This is a genomic window from Streptomyces griseus subsp. griseus, assembly GCF_000720255.1.
GTDB classification, from domain to species: domain Bacteria; phylum Actinomycetota; class Actinomycetes; order Streptomycetales; family Streptomycetaceae; genus Streptomyces; species Streptomyces griseus_I.
Window position 1 is genome coordinate 30,013 of record NZ_JOJE01000044.1, and the last position, 26,539, is coordinate 56,551.

Genomic DNA, 26,539 nt, shown 5'->3' on the forward strand with positions numbered 1-26,539 from the left:
GGCGGAACGGGGCCGCACCCTGCGGAGCATTACTCCCGCTTGTAAACGGGCGCCCGCTTCTCCGCGAAGGCACGCGCACCCTCCTTCGCGTCGCGCGTGTCAAAAATCGGCCATCCCCGCTTGAGTTCGGCCGCGAGGCCCTCCGCCTCGGTCATCTCGGCGGTCTCGTACACGGACGCCTTGACCGCCTCCACGGCGAGCGGCCCGCACGCGTTGATCCGCTCGGCGATCTTCAATGCCTCGGCGAGCGCGGTGCCGTCCGGGACGACATGTCCGACGAGCCCGACGTCTGCCGCCTCCCGGGCGCTGTAGGGGCGTCCGGTGAGGAGCATCTCCAGGGCGTGCGTACGCGGGATCTGCCGTTGGAGGCGGACGGTGGAGCCACCGATCGGGAACAGGCCGCGCTTCACCTCGAAGAGACCGAAGGTCGCGGACTCGCCGGCGATCCGGATGTCGGTGCCCTGGAGGATCTCGGTGCCGCCCGCGACGCAGTACCCCTCGACGGCGGCGATGACCGGCTTGCGGGGGCGGTGGTGGCGCAGCATCGCCTTCCAGTGCAGGTCGGGGTCGGCGTCCAGCCGGTCGCGGTACCGCTGCCCTTCCATGCCCTTGCCGGCCAGGGCCTTGAGGTCCATGCCGGCGCAGAAGGCCCCCCCGGAGCCGGTGAGGACGATCGAGCGGACGCTGTCGTCCTCGTCGGCCTCGAGCCAGCCGTCGTAGAGGCCTACGAGCATCGGCAACGAGAGCGCGTTCTTGGCCTCGGGCCTGTTGAGTGTGAGCACCAGTGTGGCGCCTTCGCGCCGCACGGTGAGGTGTTCGGTCCCGCCCATGACCCATCTCCCCTCTGACAGAACGAGAACAGGTTGCAGTAGGCGGGAAGGCACTTCAAGGGTTTTCTGACACTCAGTCAGATTTCTTGGTGCGGGCTCTTCACAGTTACGGCGCCCTTTGCTCTGATGACCGGCGAACCGTCGAGGAGCCAGGCCGTCCGAGGTCAGGAGGAGCGGTGGAGTACAACCTTGCCGACCTGTTCGAGTCGGTCGTGGACGTGGCCCCGGGCCGCGAGGCGCTGGTGTACGTCGACCATCCCGGCACCGGTGAGGAACGCCGGTTGACCTATGCGGAGTTGGACGCGGCCGCGAACCGGGTGGGCCACCACCTTCTCCATGCCGGGATACGCCCGGGCGAGCATCTCGGGCTCCATCTCTACAACGGGATCGAGTACCTCCAGACGGTGCTCGGCTGTCTGAAAGCACGGATCGTCCCGGTCAACGTCAACTACCGCTACGTGGAGGAGGAGTTGGTCTACCTCTACCGGGACGCGGATCTGGCGGCGCTGGTCTTCGACGCGGAGTTCGCCGACCGGGTGGCGGCGGCGCGGCCGCGGGCGCCGAAGCTGCGGCATCTGCTGCGGGTGGGGACGACCGGGCCGCTGGGCGTGTCGTTCACGGAGGCCGAGGCCGCGGGGTCGCCGGACCGGGGGTTCCCGGCCCGTTCGGGCGACGACCAGTTCATCATCTACACCGGCGGGACGACCGGCATGCCCAAGGGCGTGATGTGGCGTCAGGAGGACCTGTTCTTCGCGGGGCTGGGCGGCGGTGCGCCGACCGGCGAGCCGGTGAAGAAGCCGGAGGAGCTGGCCGAGCGCGTGGCGGCGGGCGGATCGGGGATCACCTTCTTCCCCACTCCCCCGCTGATGCACGGGACGTCCACCCTGACGGCGTTCATCGGGTTCAACTTCGGCCAACGGGTCGTGCTGCACCGAAAGTTCGTGCCTGAGGAAGTCCTGCGAACCATCGAGAAGGAGAAGGTCACCGCCATGTCGCTGGTGGGCGACGCGATGCTGCGGCCGCTCATCGACGCGCTGGCCGGCCCGATGAAGGGCACGGACTGCTCGTCCATGTTCAGCGTCTCGTCGTCGGGCGCGATCATGTCGGACACGGTGCGGAGACAGTTCCTGGCGCTCCTCCCGAACGTCATGCTGCTCAACAACTTCGGCTCCTCCGAGTCAGGCTTCAACGGCACGGCGACCGAGGACGCCGGGCCCGAGCGCGGCTTCCGCATCCGGGTCAACTCACGTACGCAGGTGGTCGATCCGGCGACGTTCGAGCCGGTCGCCGTGGGTGAGGTGGGCCGGGTCGCGCAGTGCGGGCACGTGCCGCTCGGCTACTACAACGACCCGGTGAAAACCGCCGAGACCTTCTACGAGAAGGACGGCGAGCGGTGGGTGCTGCTGGGCGACATGGCGACCGTCGACGAGGCCGGCGTGGTCACCGTCCTCGGCCGGGGTTCGCAGTGCATCAACACCGGGGGCGAGAAGGTGTACCCCGAGGAGGTCGAGCAGGCGCTCAAGTCCCATCCGGACGTGTACGACGCCCTGGTGGCCGGAGTGCCGGACCCGACGTGGGGCAACCATGTGGCCGCCGTGGTGGAGCTGCGCGGAGGCGCACCGCACCCGTCCCTCGACGACATCCAGGACCACTGCCGCACCCGGCTCGCCGGGTACAAGATCCCCCGACAACTGGTGATCACCGACTCCATCCGCCGTTCTCCCAGCGGCAAGGCGGACTACCGCTGGGCACGGGAGGTGGCGGTGGCGGCGGAGGGATGACGCATTCGGATCGCCGTCCCCCGTCCAAGGCGCGTGACCTGGGCGGGAGTCACCGAGGGCCGACCGGGTGGGCGTCCAGGAACGCGGCCACCCGCCCGGCGAACCACTCCGGATCGTCCAGCCACGGATAGTGCCCCGCACCGGGCTGCACCGCGAACTCGGCATGCGCAAAGGCGTCGGCGATCCGGCGGGCGAGGTCGGGCCGGGGGCCTCCGTCGAGTTCGCCGGCGAGGACGAGGACGGGGGCCGTGACGCGGGTGAGGCCGGCGCGGGTCGCGGGCGGGTCGTAGGCCCCGGCGGAGCCGTACACGTCGTGGGCGGCGTCGTTGAACTGCTCGTCGGCGCGCGCGTCGTGCTCGCGGGCCACATCGTCCCAGCGGCCGTAGAAGAACGGCGCGAAGGCCGGGTCGAAGTCGCCGTCCTCCCGCAGCCAGGCCTCGAACGCCGGAAACGCGTCCTCGAACCAGGGCTCCCCCTTGCGCAGGCGGGCCGCCTGCAGCCGGTCCTCGGTCGTCACCGACAGCCCCAGCGCCCGGGGGATGACGGTGACCAGCACCAGCCGCGCCACCCGCTGCGGATACCGCGCCGCGTACAGCATCGCCAGGTTGCCGCCCGCGGAGTGCGCGAGCACGTCCATCCGCTCCAGTTCCAGATGGACGCGCAGCGCCTCCACGTCGTCGACGAGCCGGTCGCAGCGGTACGTCGCCGGATCCGCCGGCAGCGCCGAGTCCCCGGTCCCCCGCAGATCGAGGCGGATCAGCGTGCGACGGTCCGAGAGCCCGCCCAGGTCACCGAGGTAGGCGGAGGCCTGCATGGGCCCGCCGGGCAGTACGACGAGGGGCGCGCCCTCACCCTGGACGTGGTAGGCGAGGATGGTCCCGTCGGATGCGCTGAACGTCGGCATGGCACCGATCATCGACGAACCATCGGCCACCCCGCAATCGAGTGAGCGCGACGCACCGGAGAAAGTCCGCCGGTCCTCTTGCCTCGGCCCCGTCGGCCTGGATTACTGATCTTCAGCACCTCGACCGAATGATCGGTCGCCCGGATCGCGTGTGGGTGAAGGAGACGGCCTCATGGCGGACGCGACGGATCTGGACCCCGGGGAGCGGCTCGGCCCCGCGGAACTGCGCGCGCTGCAACTGGAGCGGCTGCGCGCCTCGCTGCGGCACGCGTACGTCAACGTGCCGTTCTACCGGGCGTCCTTCGACAAGGCCGGTGTCCACCCCGATGACTGCCGCGGTCTCGGCGACCTGGCCCGCTTCCCCTTCACCACCAAGGCGGATCTGCGGGAGAACTACCCGTACGGCATGTTCGCGGTGCCGCGGGAGCGGATCCGCCGGATCCACGCGTCGAGCGGGACGACGGGGCGGCCGACGGTCGTCGGGTACACGGAGGCGGACCTGTCGATGTGGGCCGACATGGTGGCCCGTTCGATCCGTGCGGCGGGCGGGCGGCCCGGGAACACGGTCCATGTGGCGTACGGCTACGGCCTGTTCACCGGCGGCCTGGGCGCCCACTACGGCGCCGAACGCCTCGGCTGTACGGTCGTCCCCGCGTCCGGCGGGATGACGGCGCGCCAGGTGCAGCTGATCCAGGACCTGCGGCCCGGCATCATCATGGTGACCCCCTCCTACATGCTCACGCTGCTCGACGAGTTCGAGCGGCAGGGCGTCGACCCGCGCGGCACCTCACTGCGCGTGGGCGTCTTCGGCGCCGAGCCGTGGACCGAGCGGATGCGCGAGGAGATCGAGGAGCGGTTCGCGATCGACGCCGTCGACATATACGGCCTGTCGGAGGTGATCGGCCCGGGTGTCGCCCAGGAGTGCGTGGAGACGAAGGACGGCCTGCACATCTGGGAGGACCACTTCTACCCGGAGATCGTCGACCCGGTCAGCGGGGAGGTGCTGCCGGAGGGCGAGGAGGGTGAACTGGTCTTCACCTCGCTCACCAAGGAGGCCATGCCGGTGATCCGCTACCGGACCCGTGACCTGACGCGGCTGCTGCCGGGAACGGCGCGGGTCTTCCGGCGGATGCGGAAGGTCACCGGACGCAGCGACGACATGGTGATCCTGCGCGGGGTGAACCTCTTCCCGACCCAGATCGAGGAGATCGTGCTGCGCACCCCGGGCGTGGCCCCGCACTTCCAGCTCCGCCTCACCCGCGAGGGCCGTCTCGACGCCCTCACGGTCCGTGCGGAGGCCCGCCCCGGCGCCACGGCCGAGGACCGGGACGCGGCCGCACGCACCATCACGGCGGCCGTGAAGGACGGCATCGGTGTCTCGGTCGGCGTCGAGATCGTCGAACCGGAGTCGCTGGAGCGGTCGGTGGGCAAGATCAGGCGGATCGTGGACGAGCGCCCCCGGGAGTCATGACCCGAACCGGTCCCGCAGCTCCCGCTTGAGGATCTTGCCGCTCGCGTTGCGCGGGAGTTCGTCGACGAACAGCACCCGCTTCGGCGCCTTGAAGGGGGCGAGCTTCTCGCGGGCGTGGCCGATGAGTTCGTCCTCGGTGACCTCGCCGCGCGGGACGACGACCGCGGTGACCGACTCGATCCACTTCTCGTCGGGGAGACCGATGACGGCGACCTCGGCGACGGACTCGTGGGTGTAGAGGGCGTCCTCGACCTGGCGTGAGGCGACGAGGACGCCGCCGGAGTTGATGACGTCCTTGACCCGGTCGACGATGGTGAAGTACCCGTGCGCGTCACGGACCGCCAGATCGCCGGAGTGGAACCAGCCGTCGCGGAAGGCCTCGGCGGTCTCCTCGGGCTTGTCCCAGTAGCCCTCGCACAGCTGCGGGGAGCGGTAGACGATCTCGCCGGGGGTGCCGTCCGGGACGTCCTCGCCGTTCTCGTCGACGACCCGTGCGTCCACGAACAGGACGGTGCGGCCACAGGAGTCCATCCTGCCCTTGTGCTCGTCGGGGGCGAGGACCGTCGCCAGCGGGCCGATCTCGCTCTGTCCGAAGCAGTTGTAGAAGGCCAGCTTGGGCAGCCGTTCACGGAGCCGTTCGAGGACGGGGACCGGCATGATCGACGCCCCGTAGTACGCCTTGCGCAGGCCGCTCAGGTCCCTGGTGGTGAAGTCGGGGCGGTTGGACAGGCCGATCCAGACGGTCGGCGGGGCGAAGAGGCTGTCCACGCGGTCCGCCTCGATGAGGTCGAAGAGCCGGTCGCCGTCGGGCGCGTCGAGGATGATGTTCGTGGCGCCGACCGCGAGGTAGGGCAGCAGGAACACGTGCATCTGCGCGGAGTGGTACAGCGGCAGCGCGTGCGCCGGCCGGTCGCCCGCGCTCAGGTCGAGCGCCGTGATCGCGCTCAGATACTCGTGGACCAGCGAGCGGTGCGTCATCATCGCGCCCTTGGGCAGGGCTGTCGTACCCGAGGTGTACAGCAGCTGCGCCAGGTCCTCGCCGCGCGGCTCGGGACCGTCGTACGGCGGTGACGCGGCCAGCCGTTCCAGCAGGGAGTCGTCGGCGTCGCGCAGCGGCATCGTACGGACGCCGTCGGGGAGCCGTCCCGTCAGGTCGGGGTCGGTCAGGACCAGGGTGCTGCCGGACTGGCCGACGATGTAGGCCAGGTCGTCGCCGGTGAGGTTCTGGTTGACCGGTACGTGGACCAGTCCGGCGCGGGCGCAGGCGAGGAAGCCGATGAGGTAGGCGTCGGAGTTGTGGCCGTAGGAGCCGACCCGGTCTCCGGGAGCGAGTCCCTGGTCGAGCAGGAGGCTCGCCGCGCGGGAGACGGCGTCGTCGAGTTCCTCGTACGTCCAGCTGCGGTCGCGGTGCTCCACCGCGACGCGCGCCGGGGTGCGGCGGGCGCTTCGGCGCAGCACCCCTTCAACCGTACTGCCGTGTCCAGGCGTCATGACACATGATCTTCGGCCGGTCGAAGAGCCGGGTCAAGCAACCGGGCCGAGGGCACATACCCGTTGGTACGCTCAACCACCCCTTCCCTCAACGATGTTGGGAGGCACGATGCGCACCCGCTTCAGACGCCTCGTCGTCGCGGCCGTCGCCCTGCTGACCGCCACGGCCTCACTGCCCGCGGCCGCGACGGCGGCCGAACGGCAGGACCGGCGACAGGAACGTCCCGAGCACGGCGGCCTGTCGGCCGTCATCCGCTACACCGAGTACGGCATTCCCCATATCGTCGCGCGGGACTACGCCGGCCTCGGCTTCGGCACCGGCTGGGCCCAGGCCGCCGACCAGGTGTGCACCCTCGCCGACGGTTTCGTGACCGTGCGCGGCGAGCGGTCGCACTTCTTCGGGTCCGACGCGGCGCCCGACCTCTCGCTCTCCTCCGCGACGAGGAACCTCTCCAGCGACCTGTACTTCAGAGGAGTGCGGGAGGCGGGCACGGTGGAGCGGCTGCTCGCCGAGCCGGCGCCGGCCGGGCCGAGCCGGGCGTCGAAGGACCTCATGCGGGGCTTCGCCGCCGGCTACAACGCCTGGCTGCGGCAGCACCGGATCACCGACCCGGCCTGCGCGGACGCCGCCTGGGTACGCCCCGTCACCGTCGCCGACGTGGCGGCGCGCGGCTACGCGCTGGCGGTGCTCGGCGGTCAGGGCCGGGGCGTGGACGGCATCACGGCCGCACAGCCGCCCACGGCGACCGCGCGCGACGCCGATGCCACATCCTCGGCGACGTCGGGCGAACGGCCCGACGCCGAGGAGACCGCTCGGGCCGCCCTTGGGCTGCTGGCGGCGGACGGCTCGGACAGGGGGTCCAACGCGGTCGCCTTCTCCGGCTCCACCACGGCGAACGGCCGCGGGCTGCTGCTCGGCAACCCGCACTACCCGTGGCAGGGCGGCCGCCGCTTCTGACAGATGCAGCAGACCATCCCCGGCGAGCTCAATGTGTCGGGCGGCGCGCTGCTCGGTACGGGCACGGTGTCGATCGGGCACAACGACCGCGTGGCCTGGAGCCATACCGTCGCCACGGGTGTCCCCCTCGACCTCCACCAGCTGACGCTGGATCCGGCCGACCCGACGGTCTACCTGGTCGACGGCGTGCCGGAGCCGATGACCCGGCGGACCGTCACCGTCCCCGTGAAGGACGGCGCGCCGGTGACGCGCACGCAGTGGTGGACACGCTACGGCCCGGTGGTCACCTCGCTCGGCGCCACCGTGCCCCTCCCCTGGACCCGTACGACGGCGTACGCGCTCAACGACCCCAACGCCACCAACCTCCGCGCCTCCGACACCTCCCTCGGTTTCGCCACGGCCCGGGGCACGGACGGCGTCCTGGACTCGCTGCGCCGCACGCAGGGCCTGCCGTGGGTCAACACGGTGGCCGCGGACTCGCGCGGGCACACGTTGTTCACCCAGTCGCAGGTGCTCCCCCGTATCACCGACGAGCTGGCCCAGCGCTGTTCCACCCCGCTGGGCAGGGCCACCTACCCCTCGTCGGGGCTGGCGGTCCTCGACGGCTCACGCGGGGACTGCGCGCCCGGCAGCGACCCCGACGCCGTACAGCCGGGGATCTTCGGGCCCGCGAAGATGCCGGTCCTCCGGGACGCGCCGTATGCGGAGAACTCCAAGTGACTAAGGTGCGTCGCTGACCTGCCGGGAGACCCAGCTCCACCAGTTCAGTGCGAGTTCCTTCGACACGCCCCCGGGCGAGGCGCCCTCCGCGGGTTGACACCGAGCGCGCTGAAGGGACTCCGCGACCTCGCCCAGCTCCTGACTGATCTTGGAGCGCACCGGCTCCGCCGCACGCCGCCCATCCCCTCAAGGCCCCTCCACCAGACCGGTTCACGGACGTTCCTCGCCCGCCGTTCGGCCCATGAGATCTGCACCGCCCCGCGCTACCGCGCACGACGCCGTGGGCCGAGCCACACCTGATGGTGGCCCGAGGACCGGCACACCGGGATATGACTGGACGACGAGGACATCGTTCTGCGCTGAGGCCTGGCGGACCCTGCACGACTCGCGGTGTTACAGGGTCGCTCACAACGCCATCAATGCTGCAGGGCGATCTTCGAAGTTGATCGCACAGTTCGCGGCGAGTCAGATGCAGTGCCGAACACGCAGCACCCATGCCGCCACCTGGCAGTCGCGGGAAGACCTCGTAGTCTGGGGGTAAGGCAGCACCCGATGGTGCTACCCACCCAGGCAGATGCCAGACCGCTGAAGACTCGGAAGGGTGGCGGGACGAGGGACGGACTCGATCGGAGCTCGCCGCGCAGAGCGCGGACACACGAGATAACTCATCGATCAATGAGAGGTCTTTGATGCCGACCCCATCGACACTCGAACGCCTGTGTGACATTCGCGAGTTGCAGGACGCGGACGATGGTCACTCGATCGCGATCCGTAAGGGGATTGCCGATAGCGAGATGTCTGCTGTCCGGGTCGGCGGCAAGCGGAGCGAAATATCCAACTGTGACGGAACCCGGCACCGTGGTGGTACGGCTGAAGGCGTCGTAGACGTAGCCCGTTGCGACGAGGCGGTCGGCCGAGTCGTACGTTGTGGTGACAGCTGTTCCGCCCGAGGTCGGGCAGTCCTCGCCCGGTCCGCCCGCCACCGTGTTCAGTGTCTTGCGGTTGGTGCGGGCGTCAAAGCCGCCGGCGCGGGGCGCTTGGTCGGCGCGCTGCTGCGTCCATGACCTCCTCACCGATACTCATCCCGGCGGCGTCATGATGGACCCGGGCGGTGGTGCAGCTCGCACTGACCACGGACAAGTCCGTCTGCCTCTGAAGGTCGGCCTCGGCGATCACGCCTTCCAGCAGTGCGGTGCAGACGCCGACGTCCCTCCAGGCCCGGAAGCGGCCGTAGACCAGAGGCCGAACTCGCCCGGCATCTCCCGCCACTGACTACTGCTACGGAACCGCCAGATCACCCCCACGAACTGCTCCCACAACCGTCCGGGGTACGGGCCGTACTCGCCGATCGGCAGCGAACGGCTCGATCAACCTCCACTGCCTGCCGGTGAGTTGCCTGCCTCACGCGAACCCTTGACGCTGAACCGTTTCATTGCTTCTCTCGAGAGGCTGCCTCTGGGAGCGCTCCCACCCCACGCGAAAGGGATCCCCGTGCAGACCACCCCCCACGTCACCTCCTTACGCCGCCTCGCCCGTACCCTCCCTGCGCTCGTCACGGCCGTTCTCGTCGCCTGTCTGCTGTCCTGGACGGGGAGCTCCCCCGCCCAGGCCGCGCCGGGTGACGGCTCGGTCTCCGACCCCAACATCGTCTACGTCGGGCGCTGGGACACCAGCGCCGGCACGGCGGCGGTGCCCTCCTGGACCGGCGCCTACCTGCAGACGGCCTTCACCGGTACCACGGTGAAGGTCAAGGCGAGAGACGCGGTCAACCTGTACGCCAGCATCGACGGCGGCCCCGACGTCTTCCACCCCGGCGTGCGCGGCACGGTGAACCTCACTCCCCAGCCGTTGTCCGCCGGCACCCACACCCTGCGCATTTCGTACCGCTCCGGCGACACCGTCTTCCAGGGCCTGGTGCTGGACCCCGGTGCGCGCACGGTCCCGCCTGACGCCCCGTCCCGGCTCGTCGAGTTCGTCGGCGACTCCATCACCGCCGGTGCTCTCACGGACCGGCTCGCACTGGACTCGTACGCCTGGAAGACCGGCGAGCAACTGGGGGCGCGCCACACCCAGATCGCCCGATCCGGCTACTGCCTCGTCACCCAGTCCGGATGCACGGGCCTGAGCACGCAGTTCTTCAGGACGGCGAGCACCGGCAGCCAGAACTGGGACTTCTCCCGCTACCGGGCGGACGCCGTCGTCATCAACCTGGGCACCAACGACATCGGCCACGGAGTGACCGGCGCCGCCTTCCGGTCGGCGTACACCAAGTTCCTCGCCGACCTGCGCGCCACCTACCCGAACGCGCAGCTCTTCGCCGTGCAGACGCTCAAGAAGCGCTACGTCGCCGAGACCAGGGCGGCCGTCACGGCCCGCACCAACGCCGGTGACAGCAGGGTGCACTACGTCGACACGACGGGCTGGCTGAACGACGGCGCCGACTACGAGGACGGCAACGGGCATCCCAACGAGGCCGGCCACACCAAGTTCGCGAACCGCCTCGCCCCCGTCATCGCCGCCCGACTCGGCAGCCCCGCATCCACCCTGGCGGCCGCTCCCGGCCAACCCGGCGACGCGAACATCAAGTTCGTGGGCCGCTGGGACACCAGGACATCCACCGCCTACACCCCGTACTGGGCGGGCGCCTACTACCGGGTCGGCTTCACCGGCCGGACCGTCCAGCTCAAGCAGCGCGGGACGATCGACTTCTGGGCGAGGATCGACAACGGCCCGGTGAAGTTCTACGACGACGTCAGGGGGACGGTGAACCTGACGCCCTCCCCCCTGTCCGCCGGCAACCACACCCTGCAGGTCAACTACCAGGTGGTCGCCGGTTCGTACCGGGGTGACGCCGTCTTTCAGGGGCTGGTCCTCGACAGCGGCGCCACGACATTCGCACCGTCGGCGCCCGGCAAGCTGATCGAGTTCGTCGGCGACTCGATCACGGTGGGGACGACGTCGTCGCAGAACGCCCGCACCGCGTACGGCTGGCTGATCGGGGAACGGCTCGGCACCGAGCACACCCAGATCGCCCAGGGCGGCGCCTGCCTGGTCGCCGCGGCGGACGGATGCGTCGGCCTGGAACGGCAGTTCACCAAGCTCAACCCGAACGCGGCCACCCCCGACTGGGACTTCTCCCGCTACCAGGCGAACGCGGTCGTCATCAACCTCGGCACCAACGACGTGGGGCACGGGGTCAGTTCCGCGCAGTTCCAGACGGCGTACACCGGCCTGCTGCGCAAGGTCCGCGCCGCGTACCCACAGGCGTGGATCTTCGCGTTGGAGACCTTCCGCGGCCGGTACGTCCCGCAGACCCAGGCGGCGGTCAAGGCAGCCGTCGACGGCGGCGACTCCCGGGTCTCCTTCGTCGACACCACCGGCTGGCTGGGTTCGGGCGACCTGACGGACTCGGTCCATCCCAACGACCAGGGGCACCGCGTCATCGCGGACCGGCTTGCGCCGGTGATCGCGGCGCGGATCGGTATGTGACGGAGGGCCGGGCCGCCGGACCGCGACGCGCGGCGGGCGCCTCCGCTGCCTGAGGGGGCGTCCGGCCCGGGCCCCGGCTCGACGGCGAGATCGCCGCACTCCCTTCCTCTTGACCGCGTCGAGCACAAGGCTCGATTCGTCGTCCAACCACATCGCGGGTAGATGCCGATCGTCCTGCTCGACGGGTCACCGCGCTTGCCGGGAATGCTCGGGATCGCCTCGAACGTGAGGCACCAGCCAGCCTCCTGCCAGGTGTGCTCGGGCACTGGCACCATGCGCTCGTACTCTGTGCCGACACGGTCGGGGGCAGGCTCGCGAGCCGCTGTGGATCTCCTACTCGTGCTGGTAGTGAGCGGTTGTCCGACCCCAAGATCATCCGCCGACGGCCACCTCGGTGTTCCGTGAGTACGAGCGGCGCTATCAGCAGCCCAGTCGCTCACCGCGGCGACAGCCGCAGCCCTTTGAAGATTCGAGCCTTCAGGCGGGAACCCCCGCCCGGCGGGAAATGCTCAGGCAACCGTGACCTTGATCGTGTGCCGGCCGGTCGCCCCGTCGGGCAACGGCTCGTGCACCTGTCCTGTCTGCACCTGGCCCGTGTTGTCGGTGGCGCGTACTTGCAGCCGATGCTCGCCGGGCGTCGCCGGCCACGGCCAGCTCCACTGCCGCCATGTGTCCACCGACGGCACCGCCGCGAGCTGTGCCCGCTGCCATGGCCCGTCATCCACGCGGACCTCCACCGCGGACACCCCACGATGTTGCGCCCACGCCACCCCGGCCACCATCACCAGACCTTGCTCCAGACGCCTGCCCGCGGCCGGTGTGTCGATCCGCGACTGTGTCTTCACCGGAGCCAGCGCCGCGTAATCCCGCCGTACCCAGTAGGCGCTGAAGTCCGAGAAACGACTCAGCTCCAGCTCCGTCAGCCACTTCGTCGCCGATACGTATCCGTACAGCCCGGGCACCACCATCCGGACCGGAAATCCGTGCTCGACCGGCAGTGGCTCCCCGTTCATCCCGACCGCCAGCAACGCGTCCCGCCCGTCACGCAACGCCGCCGTCGGTGTACCGGCCGTGTAGCCGTCCACGGAACGGCTCACCACCTGATCCGCGCTGTCATCCGGCTCGACTTCATCCAGCAGATCCTTGATCGGTACCCCCAACCACCGCGCGTTGCCGACCAACTCGCCGCCGACCTCGTTGGACACGCACGCCAGCGTGATGTAGCGCTCCACCATCGGCCGTGCCAGCAATTGCTCGTACGTCAGCGTCAGCGGCCGTTTCACCCGGCCATGAATCGTCAGCCGCCAGTCCCTCGGTTCCATCTGCGGCACCGTCAAAGCGGTGTCGATCCGGTAGAAGTCCGCGGCACTGGTCACGAACGGCTCCACCCCGGGCACGCCGACGGAGACCTTGGCGGGCAAGGGTGCTGCCGGGCTCGACGGCGACGGGAGAACCACCGCGGCCCGGGCCGCGGCCACACGCTGTGCCCAGAGCCGACGTCCGCCCGGTACGGCCACCGCGGCCGCGCCGATCGCCCCGACCGCCAGCGCGAGAAACCGTCGTCGGCCCGGTGGCTGTCCCGCGCCGTCCAGCACCGAGTTGCCGGTGTCCGACGACGGTGAGCCGGCTCCCCGCACGGGAGTGTGGGTTCCCTGTGCCGCCACGTCCGTATCCGGGCCGGTGTCGTCCCCCGGGCCGGTGTCGTCCCCCAGGTCCTGCGCCGATACCGCGGCACGGCGCGGCAGGGTCCGGCGCAGCAGCACCAGAAGGCCGGCAGCGGCCACGGCACCGGCCACTGTCGGCAGCGGGTACGCCCACGTGGCGCTGGGCCGGGTGGCTGACGCGAGTACGCCGATCATCCCGAACACAGCGACGCCGGCCAGCCCGTACCAGAGCCGGCGCATGGCCAGTACACCGATGAACGCGGCGAACACCGCCAACACCAGCACGATTCCCGCCTGCAGTGCCAGCTTGTCGTACGTGTAGAACACCGCGACGGCGAACTCCTTGACCGGGGTCGGCGCGGCATCCACGGCGACGCCCCCCACCGCCACGAGGGGCGCCGAGGGCCCACCCGTCGCGGCTGCCATCAACTCACCGAGGCCCAGGGCGAGTGCGGTGGCCGCGACGCCGGCAAGCTCGCCGTACCACTGCTTGGGCGGTCTTCCCGGTGCCGGCCGATCTGTCTTCCGCGTCTCCATGTCTATACCGGACATCTGATCGGCGCTTATCGGCTCACCCGGCGCAGCCGGGCGAAGCCGACACCCAGCACGACCAGACCGACGATCGCCACGACCGGCCCGACGACCGCCCACAGCGTCACGCCGCTCATCGCCGAGCCCTTCATGACGTCGAGTCCCTGCAAGGTCCAGCCCACGCCGACAAAGGCAAGCAGTGCGCCGAGGCCGAGGACGAACCAGTTCTTCTTCATGGGGTATCTCCAGGTGTGGAGCCGAAGTGCTCGACATCGAGCGTGACGGTTCTGCGGCCGCAGCGGCGACAACGTGTGGTTGGACCCCGTTGTCCACCGATCGACGTACGCAAGGCTCCGCTGGTGCGTGGACGCTCCTCGACACCGAGTCGGGCACTGTGGATCTGGGCGCCCGTAAACTGGCGGCCAGATCTCGGTGGGCGAAAGTGGGCAGGTCGTGGCAGTGCGCAGCACCGTCGACTTCGGACACCGCTACCGCGTCGGATGGCATGTCCTCGTCGGCGCCGTCGCGATACCGCTCGCCGTCGCCATAGCGGCCGACGTCTCCGTGGCGCTCGGACAACGCCTGCTGGCCCTCGGTACGCTCGCTGTCATCGTCGCCTGCTACGCCCTGGTCGCTCCGCGGGCCATGGAAAACCGCGACGAGCGTTGGGGTGCGGCCTATTTCGCCGTCCTGGCGGTCGCGTTCCCGCTCCTGCTCGCCATCGCCCCGATCGCCGGCGCACTGCTGTTCGCGCTCTGCCCACAGCTGTTCGTGATGGTCGCGAGGTGGCGGGTACGCCTACCGCTGTTGTTGGTCCTCTACGCCGAGCTCGCCTGGGCCATGGTGGCGCGGGCCGGAGTCAGCCGCTACACGCTGGCGATGGTCGGCGTGACCGTTCTGGTACCCATGACCGTGACGATCCTCGTGGGCGCCTATCTGACCGGCATCCGCGAGCAGAACCGCAAGCGGGCCGCGCTGATCGAGGAACTGACCCGGACGCGGGCCGCACTGGAACGCGCGGGGCACGAAGCAGGCGTCCATGCCGAACGTGAACGCCTGGCTGCCGAGATCCACGACACCCTGGCACAGGGCTTCACCAGCATCCTCATGCTCGCCCAGGTCGCACGGACGACCCTGCTCCGTGATCCGACGGCCACCGACGGCCAGCTCGACATCCTGGAGAAGACCGCCCGCGAGAACCTCGCGGAGGCACGCTCGCTGATCGCCGCATCGGCCCCGGTCGACCTGACCGGCCGCGGGCTCGCGGATGCGCTGGACCGGCTCGCCGCCCGGCATGCTCGCGACACGGGTACGCGCGTCGAGGTCTCGATCGTCGGTGAGCGGTCCGGCACATCCACCGGCACCGACATCGCCCTCCTGCGCACCGCGCAGGAGGCCCTGGCCAACGTCGCCAAGCACGCCGCCGCGACGGCGGTGCGGATCGAGCTGCGCCAGGATCCCGACCTCATGGCGCTGGCGGTGACCGATGACGGCCAGGGCTTCGACCCGGCCACCGTCCGGGGCGGATACGGCCTGCTCGGCATGCGCACCCGCGCCTCCAGCCTCGGCGGAACCTGCACGGTGCGATCGGTTCCCGGCCAGGGCACCACGGTGCGGGTCGAGCTGCCGCCGGCACCGGCCGAGCAGGCGGCGCGTAGCCTGCAGCCTGTCCTTGATCTCAGCTCCACACCCGACCACTGAGCGGGCGGAACCGTCTCGATGACTGTCCAGATCCTGATTGTCGACGACCATCCCGTCGTACGCTTCGGCCTCCGCGGCATGCTCGAGGCCTACGACGACCTGCGGGTCGTCGGCGAGGCCGGCTCCGGCGACGAGGCGATCGTGCTCGCCGCCGCGATGCGCCCGGACGTCGTCCTGATGGACCTGCGGATGCCGGGTACCGACGGCGCCACCGCGACGGCACGCATCCGTCAGGAGCATCCCGGCATTCGCGTGCTCGTGCTCACCACCTACGAAGGTGACGCCGACATCCTGCCGGCGATCGAGGCCGGCGCCACCGGTTACCTGCTCAAGGACACACCGATCGGTACTCTGACCGACGCGATCCGGGCGGCGGCCCGCGGTGAAACCGTCCTCGCCCCGCCGGTGGCCGCCCGGCTGGTGACTCACCTTCAGGCTCCGGCCGGGGAGCAGCTGACCCCACGCGAGGTTCAGGTACTCGGCCTCGTCGCGCGGGGTCTGTCCAACGGCGAGATCGGTCGGCAGCTGTACATCGGCGAGGCGACGGTGAAGACGCACCTACTGCGAACCTTCGTCAAACTGGGTGTCAACGACCGCACCGCAGCCGTCACCGTCGCCCTGTCACGCGGCGTCCTCACCTCCCCTCAAGGGTGATCTCCGCATGCCGGCCATCGCGTACGTCGGGCGACTCGCGCCCCTTGGATTCAACCTCTCCGAGTTGCGGTCCCGGGGTGTGGACGGCCGCGCGGTCGCCGACACCCTCGGGAGACCGAGTACGAACAGGATGGGAAGCCAACAGGGTTCCTGCGTTGATGAGTTGAGACTTCTCGGACTCCAGGTGAGCGACGGCCGGTCATCTGTTGCGTTCCCGACGGCAGGCCCATGCCGTGGTCACTGAGGGTTTTCAGTGGAGTGCACGGTCGGGCTACGAAGAAGGGCGGCGACTGGCCGACATGCCCGGTGTCACCGCCGTCTTCGCCGCCAACGACCAGATGGCCCTCGGCGTGCTGCGCGCCCTGCGCGAGGCGGGTCACGACGTGCCGGGCGACGTCAGCCAGGTCGGCTACGACGACATCCCCGAGGCCGAATACGTGTGGCCCCCGTTGACCACGGTACGGCAGGACTTCGGCGAGGCCGGGCGTCGCGCACTGGAACTCCTCGTCGCACAGATCGAGGGCCGACCGAGAACCGGAACCCTGGTCGCGCTGCTACCCGAACTGGTCGTGCGGGGCAGCTGCGGCCCTCCTCCCTGACCACGGAGCGGAACCTGCGGTACAGGAACGAACCGGCGAACTGGCCAGAGCCGCAGCAGCTGTTCACACCGGATCCACGCGGCGGCCGCCCGTCCGGCGTCGGCTGCGGCCCGGGAATGTCATCCGCCTCTGCAGGGCATGACCCCACCCTCATTCCAGCGGACGGGACATCGCAGGCCGACCGGCCTCCATCATCTCGGCGACCCGGACCGTCGTCTCCCGCAGCCACATGTGCGCCGCGTCGTGCATGTGGACCGGATGCCACCACAAGGCCTGCTGGATCGGCACGGCGTCATAGGGCGGTTCCATGATGCGGACGTGGGCGAGTCCGTCCAGCTCGTCGGCGAGACGCCTTTGAAGGAGGGCTACCCGGCGGGTGCCGGCGACCAGGAGTGGCATCAGCTGGAAACTGTCGACGGAGACCGCCACGCGCGGCTCGATGCCGAGCGTGGCGATCTGGCGGGCGGCGGGGGCATCGTAGGCTCGTTGGTACGTCACCCACGGCAGTCGGGCCAGGTCGTCGAGGGTCAGCTGCTCGCCTACCTCCGGGTTGTCGTCCGCGACGACGAAGACCCAGCTGTCCTGGTAGAGCTCGACCATGGGGAAGCCGCGAATGATGCCGTGGGGCAGCAGTAGCCCGTCCACAGTGCTGAGCAGCGACCCGGTGTCGTCGATGAATTCGTTCGGTACCTGTTTGAACCTGAGCCTGATGCCCGGTGCCTCGGCTTGGATGGTGCGGGCGAGCTCGGTGCCGAAGACGGCGACCGCGTAGTCCGAAGCGATCAGCGTGAACTCGTGTTCCTCGCGGGAGGGGTCGAATTCGGCCTGACTGGCGAAGACGCGCTCCAGCAGGTCGCATGCGGTGGTGGCCCGGTCGAGGAGGGCCCGCCCGAGGGCGGTCAGTTCGTACCCTCCGCCCACCCGCGCGAGCAGGTCGTCGTCGAAGTGGCGGCGCAGCCGGGCCAGGGCCGCGCTCATCGCGGGTTGACTGAGCCCGATGCGCTGGCCGGCCCTGGTGACGTTGCGCTCCTGTAGGAGAGCCCGCAGGGCGACGACGAGGTTGAGGTCCAGGCTGGCCAAGTTCACGAGGCATCCCAATTCCGGAGCCGGCCCCATCGGTATTCACCGGCTGGATTCTCATATACGGGAAATCGATTTCCCTGATTGCAATCTACTGCGCCAGATTAGTCGCACCGCAATCGGGAGGAAATCTCCGTGACATCCGCAGCCACGTCGGCACCCTTCACCTCCTTCTCCGGACCGTTCGCCATCGGCACCCTTTCGGCACCGGGCGAGACCAGGTTCCCGGGCCTCGTGTCGCCGGAGGGCCGAGCGCTCGACCTGCGCAGGGCACTGGACGCACCCGGGTTGACCACGCTCGCGCTCCTGGAGCGCTGGGACGAGGAGCTGCCGCGGCTGCACACCCTCGCCGGGGACCCGACGCGCGACTGGCGGCCGCTGGCGGAGATGGCGGTGCACGCGCCCGTCGAGCCCCGGCAGATCTTCCAGTCCGGCGCCAACTACCGGCAGCACGTGATCGACCTGGCGGTCGCACACCGCGCCCCGGACGCCCCGGGCACCGTCGAGGAGGCCCGCGCCGAGGTCGCGGCGGTCATGGACAGGCGGGCCGCCGAGGACCTCCCGTACGTCTTCATCGGCCTGCCGACCACGATCAGCGGCCCCTACGACGACGTCGTGCTGCCCGCCTGGGCCGAGAAGCCCGACTGGGAGCTGGAGGTGGCCGCGGTGATCTCCCGCTGCGCCTACCGGGTCACCGTGGACGAGGCTCTGGAGTACGTCGCGGGCTACACCATCGCCAACGACCTGACCGACCGCGCGAGCGTCTTCCGCCGGGACATGCCCCCGATCGGCACTGACTGGCTGCGCAGCAAGAACGCCCCCGGCTTCACCCCGCTCGGCCCGTGGATCGTCCCGGCCGACTCCATCGCCGACCCGTCCGACCTGCAGGTCACACTGAAACTCAACGGCGAGACCATGCAGGACGAGTCCACAAAGGACATGATCTTCGGTGTCGCACGGTTGGTCTCGTACATCTCCCAGACCGCCCGGCTGCTCCCCGGCGACCTGGTTCTGACCGGCAGCCCGGCCGGCAACGGCATCCACTGGGGCCGGCTGCTGCGCGACGGCGACGTGATGGACGGGTCGGTCACCGGGCTCGGCGCCCAGCGCACCCGCTGTGTTGCGGAGGAGGCCCGATGAGCGCCGACCGTATCGACCGTACGGATCCCGAGGCGGCGATCGCCGAGGCCGCGAAGGCGTACTCGAACTGGGGCCGCTGGGGCGAGGACGACGTGCTCGGCACGCTCAACTTCCTCGACGAGGCCAAGCGCCGCGAGGGCGCGGCCCTGATCCGCGACGGCGTCAGTTTCTCCCTGTCGCAGGCCTTCGACATGGACGGCCCGCAGAAGGGCTGGCGGCGGCGCACGAATCCGGTGCACACGATGCTCGCCACCGGCACCGACGCCGTTCTGGGCGGCCAGGGCTTTCCGCACGGTTTCGGTGGCGCCGACGACGTGATCGCCATGCCCCTGCAGTGCTCCACCCAATGGGACGGGCTCGGGCACATCTTCGATCACGGCAAGGCGTGGAACGGCCGCCGGGCGGAGAAGGTCGTCACCTGCGAAGGCGACCTGGTCACCGGCATCGAGCACATGGCACCGCACGTCGCCGGGCGAGGCGTCCTCCTCGACGTGGGCCTGGTCATCGGCCAGGACGGCGAACTGCCCGACGGCTTCGCCATCACCGAGGAGCACCTGACCGCAACAGCCGAGGCGCACGGCGTGACCGTCGGGCGTGGTGACCTGGTCCTCGTGCGCACCGGACGGCTGGCCCGCGCCCGTCACGAAGGCTGGGGCGACTACGCGGGCGGACCGGCGCCGGGACTGAGCTTCAGTACGGCCGGCTGGCTGCACCGCAGCGAGATCGCCGGGATCGCCACCGACACCTGGGGCTTCGAGGTGCGGCCCAACGAGTTCGACCACGCCTTCCAGCCGCTGCACCAGGTCGCCATCCCCCACATCGGTCTGCTCATCGGTGAGATGTGGGACCTCGACGCCCTCGCCGCCCATTGCGCCGCCGACGGCCGGTACGCGTTCTGGCTCACCGCCGCGCCCCTGCCCATCACCGGGTCCGTCGGCTCACCGGTGAATCCCATCGCCGTCAAGTAACGCCCTGGGCTGCCGGGCGCACCGTGCCCGGACGGCTACGCCCCCCTCGCCCACCCGGCCGGCAACACCCCCCTTGCCGTTCGAAGTCGCGCGGCACCACCTCAGGGAGAACCCATGAACGACCCCCGTGCCCGAACCGTCCTCGTCATAGGCGGCGGCGCGTCCGGCAACGCCGTGACCGTGCTGCTGCGGCGGGCGGGCATCGCCGTGGAACTGATCGAGGCCAAACCCGACTGGAACGTGCTCGGCTCCGGCATCACCCTCCAGGGCAATGCGCTGCGCGTACTGCGCGAAGTCGGCGTATGGGACGAGGTCCGGGAGAGCGGTTACGCCGTCGACGCCGTCGGCATGGCCGCGCCCGACGGGACCGTGTTCCACGTCCAGCAGGACTTCCGCACCGGTGGGGACGACCTGCCCTCGATCTTCGGCATGCAGCGGCCCCGGCTCCAGGAGATTCTGTGTGAGGCCGTTCGCGAGAGCGGCGCGGCGGTACGCCTCGGCACCACCGCCGAGGAACTGGTCCAGGACGCGTCCGGCGTCACCGCCCGGTTCAGCGACGGCACCGAGAGCCGCTACGACCTTGTCATCGCCGCCGACGGCGTCGGCTCCCGCACGCGCGCCATGATCGGCATCAGCGACAAGCCCGAACCGACCGGCATGGCCATCTGGCGCGTCCCCGCGCCCCGCCCCGAGAGCGTGAAGCGCAAGGACCTGTCCTACGGCGGACCGTGCTACATCGCCGGCTACTGCCCCACCAGCAAGAACACCATCTACGCCTACCTCGTCGAGGCCAACCGCGACCGCGCCTCCATCGACCCGGCCTCGTACGCGGACGAGATGCGGCGGCTGGCCGCGCCCTACGGGGGTGCGTGGCCGGAGATCGCCGCGAGCATCACCGACCCCGCCAAGGTCAACTACACCTGGTTCGAGCGGCTGCTCGTCGAGGGCTCCTGGCACCGCGGGCGGGTCGTCCTGATCGGTGACGCGGCCCATGTCTGTCCTCCCACGCTCGCCCAGGGCGCGGCCATGTCGCTGGAGGACGCCTCCGTACTGGCCGAGATGCTGACCGCGGAGCAGGACTGGAGTTCCCTGGACGCCCTCCTGACCGGCTTCTACGAACGCCGGATCGGCCGTGTCCGCATGGTGGTCGAGGCATCCGTGCAACTCGGTCAGTGGCAGATGGACGGCGCCCGTGACGCCGACGCACCCGGCCTGATGGGCCGCACGATGGCAGTCCTGCAGGAGACGCCGTGAACCCCGTGAGTCCTCAGAACAGCGCACCCACGATCGACGTCCACGCACACGTCCTGCTCCCTCAGGTCGAGGACGCCGTCGCCGGACACCCCGGGCTGGCCGCGGCCCGCGATCTCGACGCCCGCCGCAACGGCCCCGAGGCCATCGCCGTCAGCGGCCCGATGTTCCGGGACCGCTTCCCGAGGCTGACCGACGTCAAGGCCCGGCTCGCCGCGATGGACGCCTCCGGGGTCGACGTCCAGCTGGTCTCGCCGTCTCCCTCGCACTACCACTACTGGGCCGACGAGGGCCTGGCCCGTACTGTGTGGGAACTGGCCAACGAGGGCACCGCCGCGCACGTCGCCCAGGCTCCGCAGCGGCTGCACGGCCTCGGCCTCGTCCCGCTCCAGCACCCGGACCTCGCCGTCGAAGCCCTCGATCACGCCCTCGGTCTGGGCCTGCGCGGTGTCGAGATCTCCAGCCACGCACCGGGACGCGAACTGTCGGACCCCGCGTACGAGCCGTTCTGGGCACGGGTCGAGGAAACCGGCGCGATCCTCTTCCTGCATCCCTTCGGCTGCACGCTCGACGAGCGCCTCAACCGCTGGTACCTGTCCAACACCGTCGGCCAACCGACCGAGAACGCGGTTGCCTTGTCTCATCTGATCTTCTCCGGAGTCCTGGACCGGCACCCGGGGCTGCGCATCGTCGCCGCCCACGGCGGCGGCTATCTGCCCACCCACATCGGCCGCTCCGACCACGCCTGGCTCGCCCGCACCGACACCCGCGGCTGCGCGCACCCGCCCAGCAGCTACCTCAAGCAGCTGTACTTCGACTCCCTCGTCCACGACCCGGACGTGCTGCGCGAACTGATCCGGGTGGCCGGCCCCGACCGGGTGCTGCTCGGCTCCGACTTCCCCTTCGACATGGGCACCGACGACCCGCTCGGCGCTCTGCGCGACGTCACGGACCTGCCCGCCCCCCACTTCCACGCCGTACGCGGCGGCAACGCGGCAGCGCTGCTCCACCTTGTCGGAACCGTCTGAACCTCACAGAGGAGAACCCCCACCATGAGCACACGTCTGCTCACTCACCTGCGGCACGTCGACCTGGCCGTGCCGGACTACGACAAGCAGCTCGACTTCTACGCCGGCGTCTGGGGCCTGACCAAGGTCGCCGAGGACTCCGGAATCTCCTTCCTGGCCGCCGAGGGCTCCCCCGAGCAGTACATCGTCCGGCTCCGCAAGGCCGAGGAGAAGCGCCTCGACCTCATCTCCTACGGCGCGGCGAACCCCGCCGACGTGGACACACTCGCCGAGCAACTCCTCGCAGGTGGAGTGCAGTTGATCTCCCAGCCGGGCAAGGTCGACACCCCCGGAGGCGGCTACGGCTTCCGCTTCTTCGACATCGACGGCCGCACCATCGAGATCTCGGCCGACGTCGAGGCGCGCCGGCACCGTCGTGTCGAGGAGAAGGAGTCCATCCCGGTCCGTCTCTCGCACGTCGTCCTGAACTCCCCCGACATCAACGCCACCCGCGCCTGGTACGAGCAGCACCTCGACTTCCGGCTGTCCGACACGATGACCTTGCCGCAGATGGGCGACGTCATGCACTTCATGCGAATCAGCAACCAGCACCACTCCATGGCCATCGCCAGCGGTCCGTACGCCTCCCTGCAGCACCTCTCCTTCGAGATGCGCGGCATCGACGAGTACATGCGCGGCTCCGGCCGCGTGATGCGTTCCGGCGCCCGCAAGATCTGGGGCCCCGGGCGGCACATGGCGGGCGACAACACCTTCACGTACTTCCTCGACCCGCACGGCAACACCGTGGAGTACACCACCGAGCTCGAAAAGCTGGACGAGGACACCTGGCACCCGCACATCTACGACCTGACGAAGCCCGAGAACGCCGACCAGTGGGGCACGTCCAACCCGATGAACGAGATGGTCGCCAAGGAAATGCTCAACGACGTCGACCGCGGCGTCTTCGTCGCTCCGCCGGTCTGACCCCTCGACCCCGGGGGCTCGGCGTACTCCCCCGCCTGCCATGCCGCCGGGCCCCCGGGCCTGTGTCAGCCCTCCCAGCTCCCTAGGAATGCCATGCGTTTCGCCACGTACGAACAGCACGGCCGCAGCCGTCTCGCCACCGTCGAGGACGACGGCACCCTCTACCCCTGCCCCGGCACGGGGACGCTCCTCGACCTGATCCAGGCCGGTCCCGAGGCACTGCGCGAGGCGGGCAACGCAAGTCTGGACGTGCCGCGCGGCCCGCACGTCTCCCAGGTGCGACTGCTGCCGCCGCTCCAACCGCCGTCCGTACGCGACTTCGTCACGTTCGAGGAGCACGTCGAAGGTGTACGGCGAAGCATCGACGGAGTCTCGGGCGCCCCGGACGCCTGGTACGACGCGCCCACCTTCTACTTCACCAACCCCTACGCGGTCATCGGCGCTCACGACGACATCCCCGTGCCGCCAGGAAGCCGGGCGCTGGACTTCGAACTCGAAGTCGCCGCGGTCATCGGACGCGAGGGCCGCGACCTCACCCCGGAGCAGGCCCGCGACCACATCATCGGCTACACCATCTACAACGACTGGTCCGCCCGCGACCTCCAGTCCCGCGAGATGCAGGTCAGCCTCGGCCCCTGCAAGGGCAAGGACACCGCCACCACCCTCGGCCCCCACCTCGTCACCGCGGACGAGCTGGAGCCCTACCGCGACAGCGACGGATTCCTGCGCCTGGCACTGACCGCCGAGATCAACGGCGAGGTCGTCGGCAAGGACCTGCTGTCCAACATGAGCTGGACCTTCGAGGAGATGACCGCATACGCCTCCAGGGGCACTTACGTACGCCCCGGCGACGTACTCGGCTCCGGCACCTGCGGCAACGGCGGCTGCCTCGCCGAACTCTGGGGGGTGCGCGGCCGCCAGGACCCGCCGCCGCTGAAGCCCGGCGACACCGTCACCCTCACGGTCGAGGGCATCGGCACCGTCTCCAACACCGTGGTACCCGGTGCCGAACCGGTGGCCGTCCCTCGCGCCCGTACGCGCCCGCGAACGCGCCCGTGAACCGCGCGGCGGAGAGCATGCCGGTCGACAAGGTCGTCGTCAGCGGGGCCGCGCGGGCAGGGAACGGTCGAGGCACCGGCCCGGGCGGGTGCGACTGTGACCGCCACCGATGCGACACAGGCACCCGGCCAACTGGGTCATCCCCGGGAAGATGATCAAGGGCATGGGCGGTGCATGGACCTCGTCCACGGCGCCCGCCGCGTCATCGTCCTCATGCATCACACCGCCAAGGACGGCAGCCCCAAGATCCTCGACGAGCGCACCCTGCCCCTCACGGGCCGGGCCTGCGTCCACCGCGTCGTCACCGACCTGGGCGTCATCGACGTCACCGACAACGGCCTGGTCCTTGTCAAAACCGCCCCCGGCGTCGCCCACCACGACGTCACCGCCGCCACCGCCGCGAAACTGCACACCGCCGCTTGAGGCAGGTCACGACGACCAAGGCTGAGGAATCCACCATCCATGAAGCTTCCCGCCCAGCGCGGCCGCGTCGCCGTCATCGGCGCCGGGCCCGGTGGCATGGCCGCCGCACTCTCCGTCCATCAGGCCGGCCACGACGTCGTACTGTTCGAGCGCTACCCGCACGCCAGACCCGCCGGCAACATCCTCAACCTGTGGCCGCCTCCCATCAAGGCACTCCGGCTGCTCGGAGTGAACACCGAGGACCTGGGTGCGCCCTGTACGGCCGAGTTCCGCAACGCCCGCGGCCGCCGCAGGGTCCGCGCAGCCCTCCCGGATCAGGTTGTCCGCGACTACGGCGGCGGCTTCGTCGGTCTGCTGCGCCCCGAGCTGTACGAGCGGCTGCTCGACGCGCTGCCCAAGGGAGTCCTGCAGGTCAACCACACGGTGGAGCGCGTCGAGCAGGACGAGAGCGGCGTTCGACTGCACCTCGCGAACGGACGAATCCACGAGGCGGACCTCGTGATCGGCGCGGACGGCATCGATGCCCTGGTCCGCCGCACTCTGCGGGGCGACAGCCCCAAGCGCGAGCACAACCTGCACATCTTCGGCGGCTACACCTTCGACGACAGCGTCGAGACCGAGCCCGGGATGTGCGTCCTCTCCCACACCCGCACCGTGCAGGGCAGTTGGACCGCCATCCGCGACAAGGGACTTGACGGCCACGCATCGCCGGGATCCGCTCGGAGGCGGCCGAGCGCGGACTGGGGTTCGCCACCGACAACTCAGCCACCAGCCGGGTCACGGGTACGCCGAGCACCACGGCGATCGAGAACAGCGTGTCCACCATGGGATTGCCCGCGCCCTGCTCCAGATGCGAGAGCGCCTGCTGCGCCGGCCGCGCCTGCCCGGCCAACTCCGCCAGGGACAAACCCCGTTGCCTACCCCCCTGGCTCCAGGAGGCAGGGGACCTCGGTGAAACTATTCCGTCAACGTGCCCATCGCACGGTCGAGCAGTACGGCCAAGGGAACGGCGCCCCCACAGGCCACCCAGCCCGTCGCGGCCGCATCCAGACAGGCGAGCGCGGCCCCGGAAAGCGCGTTCGGCCCGACCTCCTCCGGCTGGTCGGCGCTGACGCCCAGCCGCCGGGCGATCTCCGGCTCCAGCATCGCCTGCCAGCTCAGCTGCTTCTCGAAGTGCCGGGCGCGCAATGACGGAGTCTCCTGGAGCATGCGCAGATAGCTGAGTGTCTGCTCGGGCGCCTGCTCGTTCGCCTGCGTGAGGACGTCGAACGCCCTGCGCAGCGCCTCCCAGGGACCCTCGGTGTCAGGGCGGGCGGTGAGCGCCTCCGCGATCTGACCGCCGGTCTCCTCCAAGCCCTGCAGGACCATGTCTTCTTTGGTGCCGAAGTACCGGAACAGGCTGGCACGCGACAGCCCGACCTCACCGGCGATCTGGTCGACGGTCGTCCCGTCGAATCCCTGCTCGATGAAGAGCCGAAGCGCGACCTCGACAACTTCCTTCCGGACCGTCACGCGCATACGCTCCCGCAGGCCGGGCGGTTTGGTTGCGGACCGGGCGGGGGTGCGGGCGGAGTCGGTCATGAGTAAAGCATACAACAGCGGCTCAATCTGATACCGAGCATCAGAAACATGGGATCCCGGCGGCCACACTGTCCACGTCGGCCGTTCAGGTCACTCCTACGGAGGGCGTCAGCGGATGCGAGGCGAGGGTCCACTTGACCCGGAGGACCTACCCGGCCGCACCCAGTCCGTCCTCGGGGACGGCAGCGCATACGGCGAAACGCTGGGCCGCGCGCAGGGAACGTGATGGTGACCGCAGGCCCGCTGGGCGCTC

The 26,539-nt window shown here is 70.1% G+C and carries 20 protein-coding genes and 5 pseudogenes; 15 read left to right on the plus strand and 10 right to left on the minus strand.

All coding sequences use genetic code 11. From position 1 onward, the window contains the following. Positions 1-29: 29 nt before the first annotated feature. The gene (locus IG99_RS36735; protein WP_037682094.1) at positions 30-830 is read right to left on the minus strand and encodes a crotonase/enoyl-CoA hydratase family protein; all 801 of its coding nucleotides are present in this window, start codon (positions 828-830) and stop codon (positions 30-32) included. A 176-nt stretch (positions 831-1,006) separates the two neighbouring features. On the opposite strand from IG99_RS36735, the gene IG99_RS36740 reads away from it, so the two are divergent. Then, entirely contained in the window at positions 1,007-2,611 is a 1,605-nt protein-coding gene (locus tag IG99_RS36740; protein ID WP_037682097.1) for an acyl-CoA synthetase, read from the plus strand. A 49-nt stretch (positions 2,612-2,660) separates the two neighbouring features. Here the strand turns inward: IG99_RS36740 and IG99_RS36745 are convergent, their stop codons facing one another. Further along, complete coding sequence (locus IG99_RS36745) at positions 2,661-3,515, minus strand: alpha/beta fold hydrolase (RefSeq protein WP_037682147.1); 855 nt, start codon at positions 3,513-3,515, stop codon at positions 2,661-2,663. 172 nt (positions 3,516-3,687) lie between these two features. On the opposite strand from IG99_RS36745, the gene paaK reads away from it, so the two are divergent. After that, entirely contained in the window at positions 3,688-4,986 is a 1,299-nt protein-coding gene (gene paaK / locus IG99_RS36750; protein ID WP_037682100.1) for a phenylacetate--CoA ligase PaaK, read from the plus strand. On the opposite strand, the gene IG99_RS36755 is transcribed toward paaK, so the two are convergent. Continuing rightward, a complete protein-coding gene (locus tag IG99_RS36755; protein ID WP_037682102.1) occupies positions 4,981-6,477 on the minus strand; it encodes an acyl-CoA synthetase in 1,497 nt (498 codons plus the stop codon). The genes paaK and IG99_RS36755 overlap by 6 nt on opposite strands. A gap of 109 nt (positions 6,478-6,586) precedes the next feature. Here IG99_RS36755 and IG99_RS36760 point away from each other — a divergent pair. Further along, a pseudogene (locus tag IG99_RS36760) lies at positions 6,587-8,149 on the plus strand (penicillin acylase family protein); the annotation flags it as partial. Between the two features lie 830 nt (positions 8,150-8,979). Here IG99_RS36760 and IG99_RS52155 read toward each other — a convergent pair. Together IG99_RS52155 and IG99_RS50855 are read right to left on the minus strand one after the other, a co-directional pair. Further along, positions 8,980-9,186 (minus strand): annotated as a pseudogene (locus tag IG99_RS52155) (hypothetical protein); the annotation flags it as partial. Then, positions 9,176-9,526: pseudogene (locus IG99_RS50855) on the minus strand (transposase); the annotation flags it as partial. The pseudogenes IG99_RS50855 and IG99_RS52155, both read right to left, overlap by 11 nt. Before the next feature lie 120 nt (positions 9,527-9,646). Between IG99_RS50855 and IG99_RS36770 the strand changes: the two are divergent. After that, positions 9,647-11,644 carry a GDSL-type esterase/lipase family protein gene (locus IG99_RS36770; RefSeq protein ID WP_037682104.1) on the plus strand — a complete coding sequence of 666 codons (1,998 nt, stop codon included), beginning with the start codon at positions 9,647-9,649 and terminating at the stop codon, positions 11,642-11,644. 509 nt (positions 11,645-12,153) lie between these two features. On the opposite strand, the gene IG99_RS36775 is transcribed toward IG99_RS36770, so the two are convergent. Then, positions 12,154-13,845, minus strand: coding sequence for a molybdopterin-dependent oxidoreductase (locus tag IG99_RS36775; protein ID WP_078948132.1), 1,692 nt, complete (start codon positions 13,843-13,845; stop codon positions 12,154-12,156). A gap of 26 nt (positions 13,846-13,871) precedes the next feature. Next, a complete protein-coding gene (locus tag IG99_RS36780; protein ID WP_037682106.1) occupies positions 13,872-14,075 on the minus strand; it encodes a hypothetical protein in 204 nt (67 codons plus the stop codon). Positions 14,076-14,292: 217 nt separating this feature from the next. Here IG99_RS36780 and IG99_RS36785 point away from each other — a divergent pair, with 217 nt between their 5' ends. The 3 genes from IG99_RS36785 (at position 14,293) to IG99_RS36795 (ending at position 16,793) form a co-directional block, all read left to right on the plus strand. Next, positions 14,293-15,540 carry a sensor histidine kinase gene (locus IG99_RS36785; protein WP_158973313.1) on the plus strand — a complete coding sequence of 416 codons (1,248 nt, stop codon included), beginning with the start codon at positions 14,293-14,295 and terminating at the stop codon, positions 15,538-15,540. A gap of 18 nt (positions 15,541-15,558) precedes the next feature. Beyond that, positions 15,559-16,194 carry a response regulator gene (locus IG99_RS36790; RefSeq protein ID WP_037682108.1) on the plus strand — a complete coding sequence of 212 codons (636 nt, stop codon included), beginning with the start codon at positions 15,559-15,561 and terminating at the stop codon, positions 16,192-16,194. A 233-nt stretch (positions 16,195-16,427) separates the two neighbouring features. Then, positions 16,428-16,793, plus strand: a complete 366-nt coding sequence (locus tag IG99_RS36795; RefSeq protein ID WP_394298064.1) for a substrate-binding domain-containing protein — start codon at positions 16,428-16,430, stop codon at positions 16,791-16,793. A 150-nt stretch (positions 16,794-16,943) separates the two neighbouring features. Here IG99_RS36795 and IG99_RS36800 read toward each other — a convergent pair whose 3' ends face one another. After that, positions 16,944-17,879, minus strand: coding sequence for a LysR family transcriptional regulator (locus IG99_RS36800; protein ID WP_037682110.1), 936 nt, complete (start codon positions 17,877-17,879; stop codon positions 16,944-16,946). Positions 17,880-18,008: 129 nt separating this feature from the next. On the opposite strand from IG99_RS36800, the gene IG99_RS36805 reads away from it, so the two are divergent. From IG99_RS36805 to IG99_RS50860, 8 genes and pseudogenes are all read left to right on the plus strand, one after another. Next, on the plus strand, positions 18,009-19,013 hold the full coding sequence (locus tag IG99_RS36805; protein ID WP_107056116.1) for a fumarylacetoacetate hydrolase family protein: 1,005 nt from the start codon (positions 18,009-18,011) through the stop codon (positions 19,011-19,013). Next, positions 19,010-19,981 (plus strand): cyclase family protein, encoded by a 972-nt coding sequence (locus IG99_RS36810; RefSeq protein ID WP_037682114.1) that lies wholly within the window; start codon positions 19,010-19,012, stop codon positions 19,979-19,981. The genes IG99_RS36805 and IG99_RS36810 overlap by 4 nt, the downstream gene beginning before the upstream one ends. A 114-nt stretch (positions 19,982-20,095) precedes the next feature. Next, the gene (locus tag IG99_RS36815; protein ID WP_037682116.1) at positions 20,096-21,235 is read left to right on the plus strand and encodes an FAD-dependent oxidoreductase; all 1,140 of its coding nucleotides are present in this window, start codon (positions 20,096-20,098) and stop codon (positions 21,233-21,235) included. 5 nt (positions 21,236-21,240) lie between these two features. Continuing rightward, positions 21,241-22,260: an amidohydrolase family protein gene (locus tag IG99_RS36820; protein WP_199815687.1), complete on the plus strand. Its 1,020-nt coding sequence runs from the start codon at positions 21,241-21,243 to the stop codon at positions 22,258-22,260. Between the two features lie 24 nt (positions 22,261-22,284). Then, a complete protein-coding gene (locus tag IG99_RS36825) occupies positions 22,285-23,223 on the plus strand; it encodes a VOC family protein (RefSeq protein ID WP_037682119.1) in 939 nt (312 codons plus the stop codon). A 93-nt stretch (positions 23,224-23,316) separates the two neighbouring features. Further along, positions 23,317-24,282, plus strand: a complete 966-nt coding sequence (locus IG99_RS36830) for a fumarylacetoacetate hydrolase family protein (RefSeq protein WP_037682121.1) — start codon at positions 23,317-23,319, stop codon at positions 24,280-24,282. A 127-nt stretch (positions 24,283-24,409) separates the two neighbouring features. Further along, a pseudogene (locus tag IG99_RS36835) lies at positions 24,410-24,705 on the plus strand (CoA-transferase); the annotation flags it as partial. Positions 24,706-24,801: 96 nt separating this feature from the next. Beyond that, a pseudogene (locus tag IG99_RS50860) lies at positions 24,802-25,203 on the plus strand (FAD-dependent oxidoreductase); the annotation flags it as partial. Here IG99_RS50860 and IG99_RS50865 read toward each other — a convergent pair. Next, the gene (locus IG99_RS50865; RefSeq protein WP_267882598.1) at positions 25,118-25,612 is read right to left on the minus strand and encodes a helix-turn-helix domain-containing protein; all 495 of its coding nucleotides are present in this window, start codon (positions 25,610-25,612) and stop codon (positions 25,118-25,120) included. The pseudogene IG99_RS50860 and the gene IG99_RS50865 sit on opposite strands and share 86 nt — an antisense overlap. A gap of 50 nt (positions 25,613-25,662) precedes the next feature. After that, positions 25,663-26,286 (minus strand): TetR/AcrR family transcriptional regulator, encoded by a 624-nt coding sequence (locus tag IG99_RS36845; protein ID WP_051866362.1) that lies wholly within the window; start codon positions 26,284-26,286, stop codon positions 25,663-25,665. Between the last annotated feature and the right edge of the window lie 253 nt (positions 26,287-26,539).

Coding starts and splice junctions, on each gene's coding strand:
- IG99_RS36735 (WP_037682094.1), bottom strand. CDS start 830: ATGGGCGGGACCGAACACCTCACCGTGCGGCGCGAAGGCGCCACACTG.
- IG99_RS36745 (WP_037682147.1), bottom strand. CDS start 3,515: ATGCCGACGTTCAGCGCATCCGACGGGACCATCCTCGCCTACCACGTC.
- paaK (WP_037682100.1), top strand. CDS start 3,688: ATGGCGGACGCGACGGATCTGGACCCCGGGGAGCGGCTCGGCCCCGCG.
- IG99_RS36755 (WP_037682102.1), bottom strand. CDS start 6,477: ATGACGCCTGGACACGGCAGTACGGTTGAAGGGGTGCTGCGCCGAAGC.
- IG99_RS36775 (WP_078948132.1), bottom strand. CDS start 13,845: ATGGAGACGCGGAAGACAGATCGGCCGGCACCGGGAAGACCGCCCAAG.
- IG99_RS36780 (WP_037682106.1), bottom strand. CDS start 14,075: ATGAAGAAGAACTGGTTCGTCCTCGGCCTCGGCGCACTGCTTGCCTTT.
- IG99_RS36790 (WP_037682108.1), top strand. CDS start 15,559: ATGACTGTCCAGATCCTGATTGTCGACGACCATCCCGTCGTACGCTTC.
- IG99_RS36810 (WP_037682114.1), top strand. CDS start 19,010: ATGAGCGCCGACCGTATCGACCGTACGGATCCCGAGGCGGCGATCGCC.
- IG99_RS36815 (WP_037682116.1), top strand. CDS start 20,096: ATGAACGACCCCCGTGCCCGAACCGTCCTCGTCATAGGCGGCGGCGCG.
- IG99_RS36825 (WP_037682119.1), top strand. CDS start 22,285: ATGAGCACACGTCTGCTCACTCACCTGCGGCACGTCGACCTGGCCGTG.
- IG99_RS36830 (WP_037682121.1), top strand. CDS start 23,317: ATGCGTTTCGCCACGTACGAACAGCACGGCCGCAGCCGTCTCGCCACC.
- IG99_RS36845 (WP_051866362.1), bottom strand. CDS start 26,286: ATGACCGACTCCGCCCGCACCCCCGCCCGGTCCGCAACCAAACCGCCC.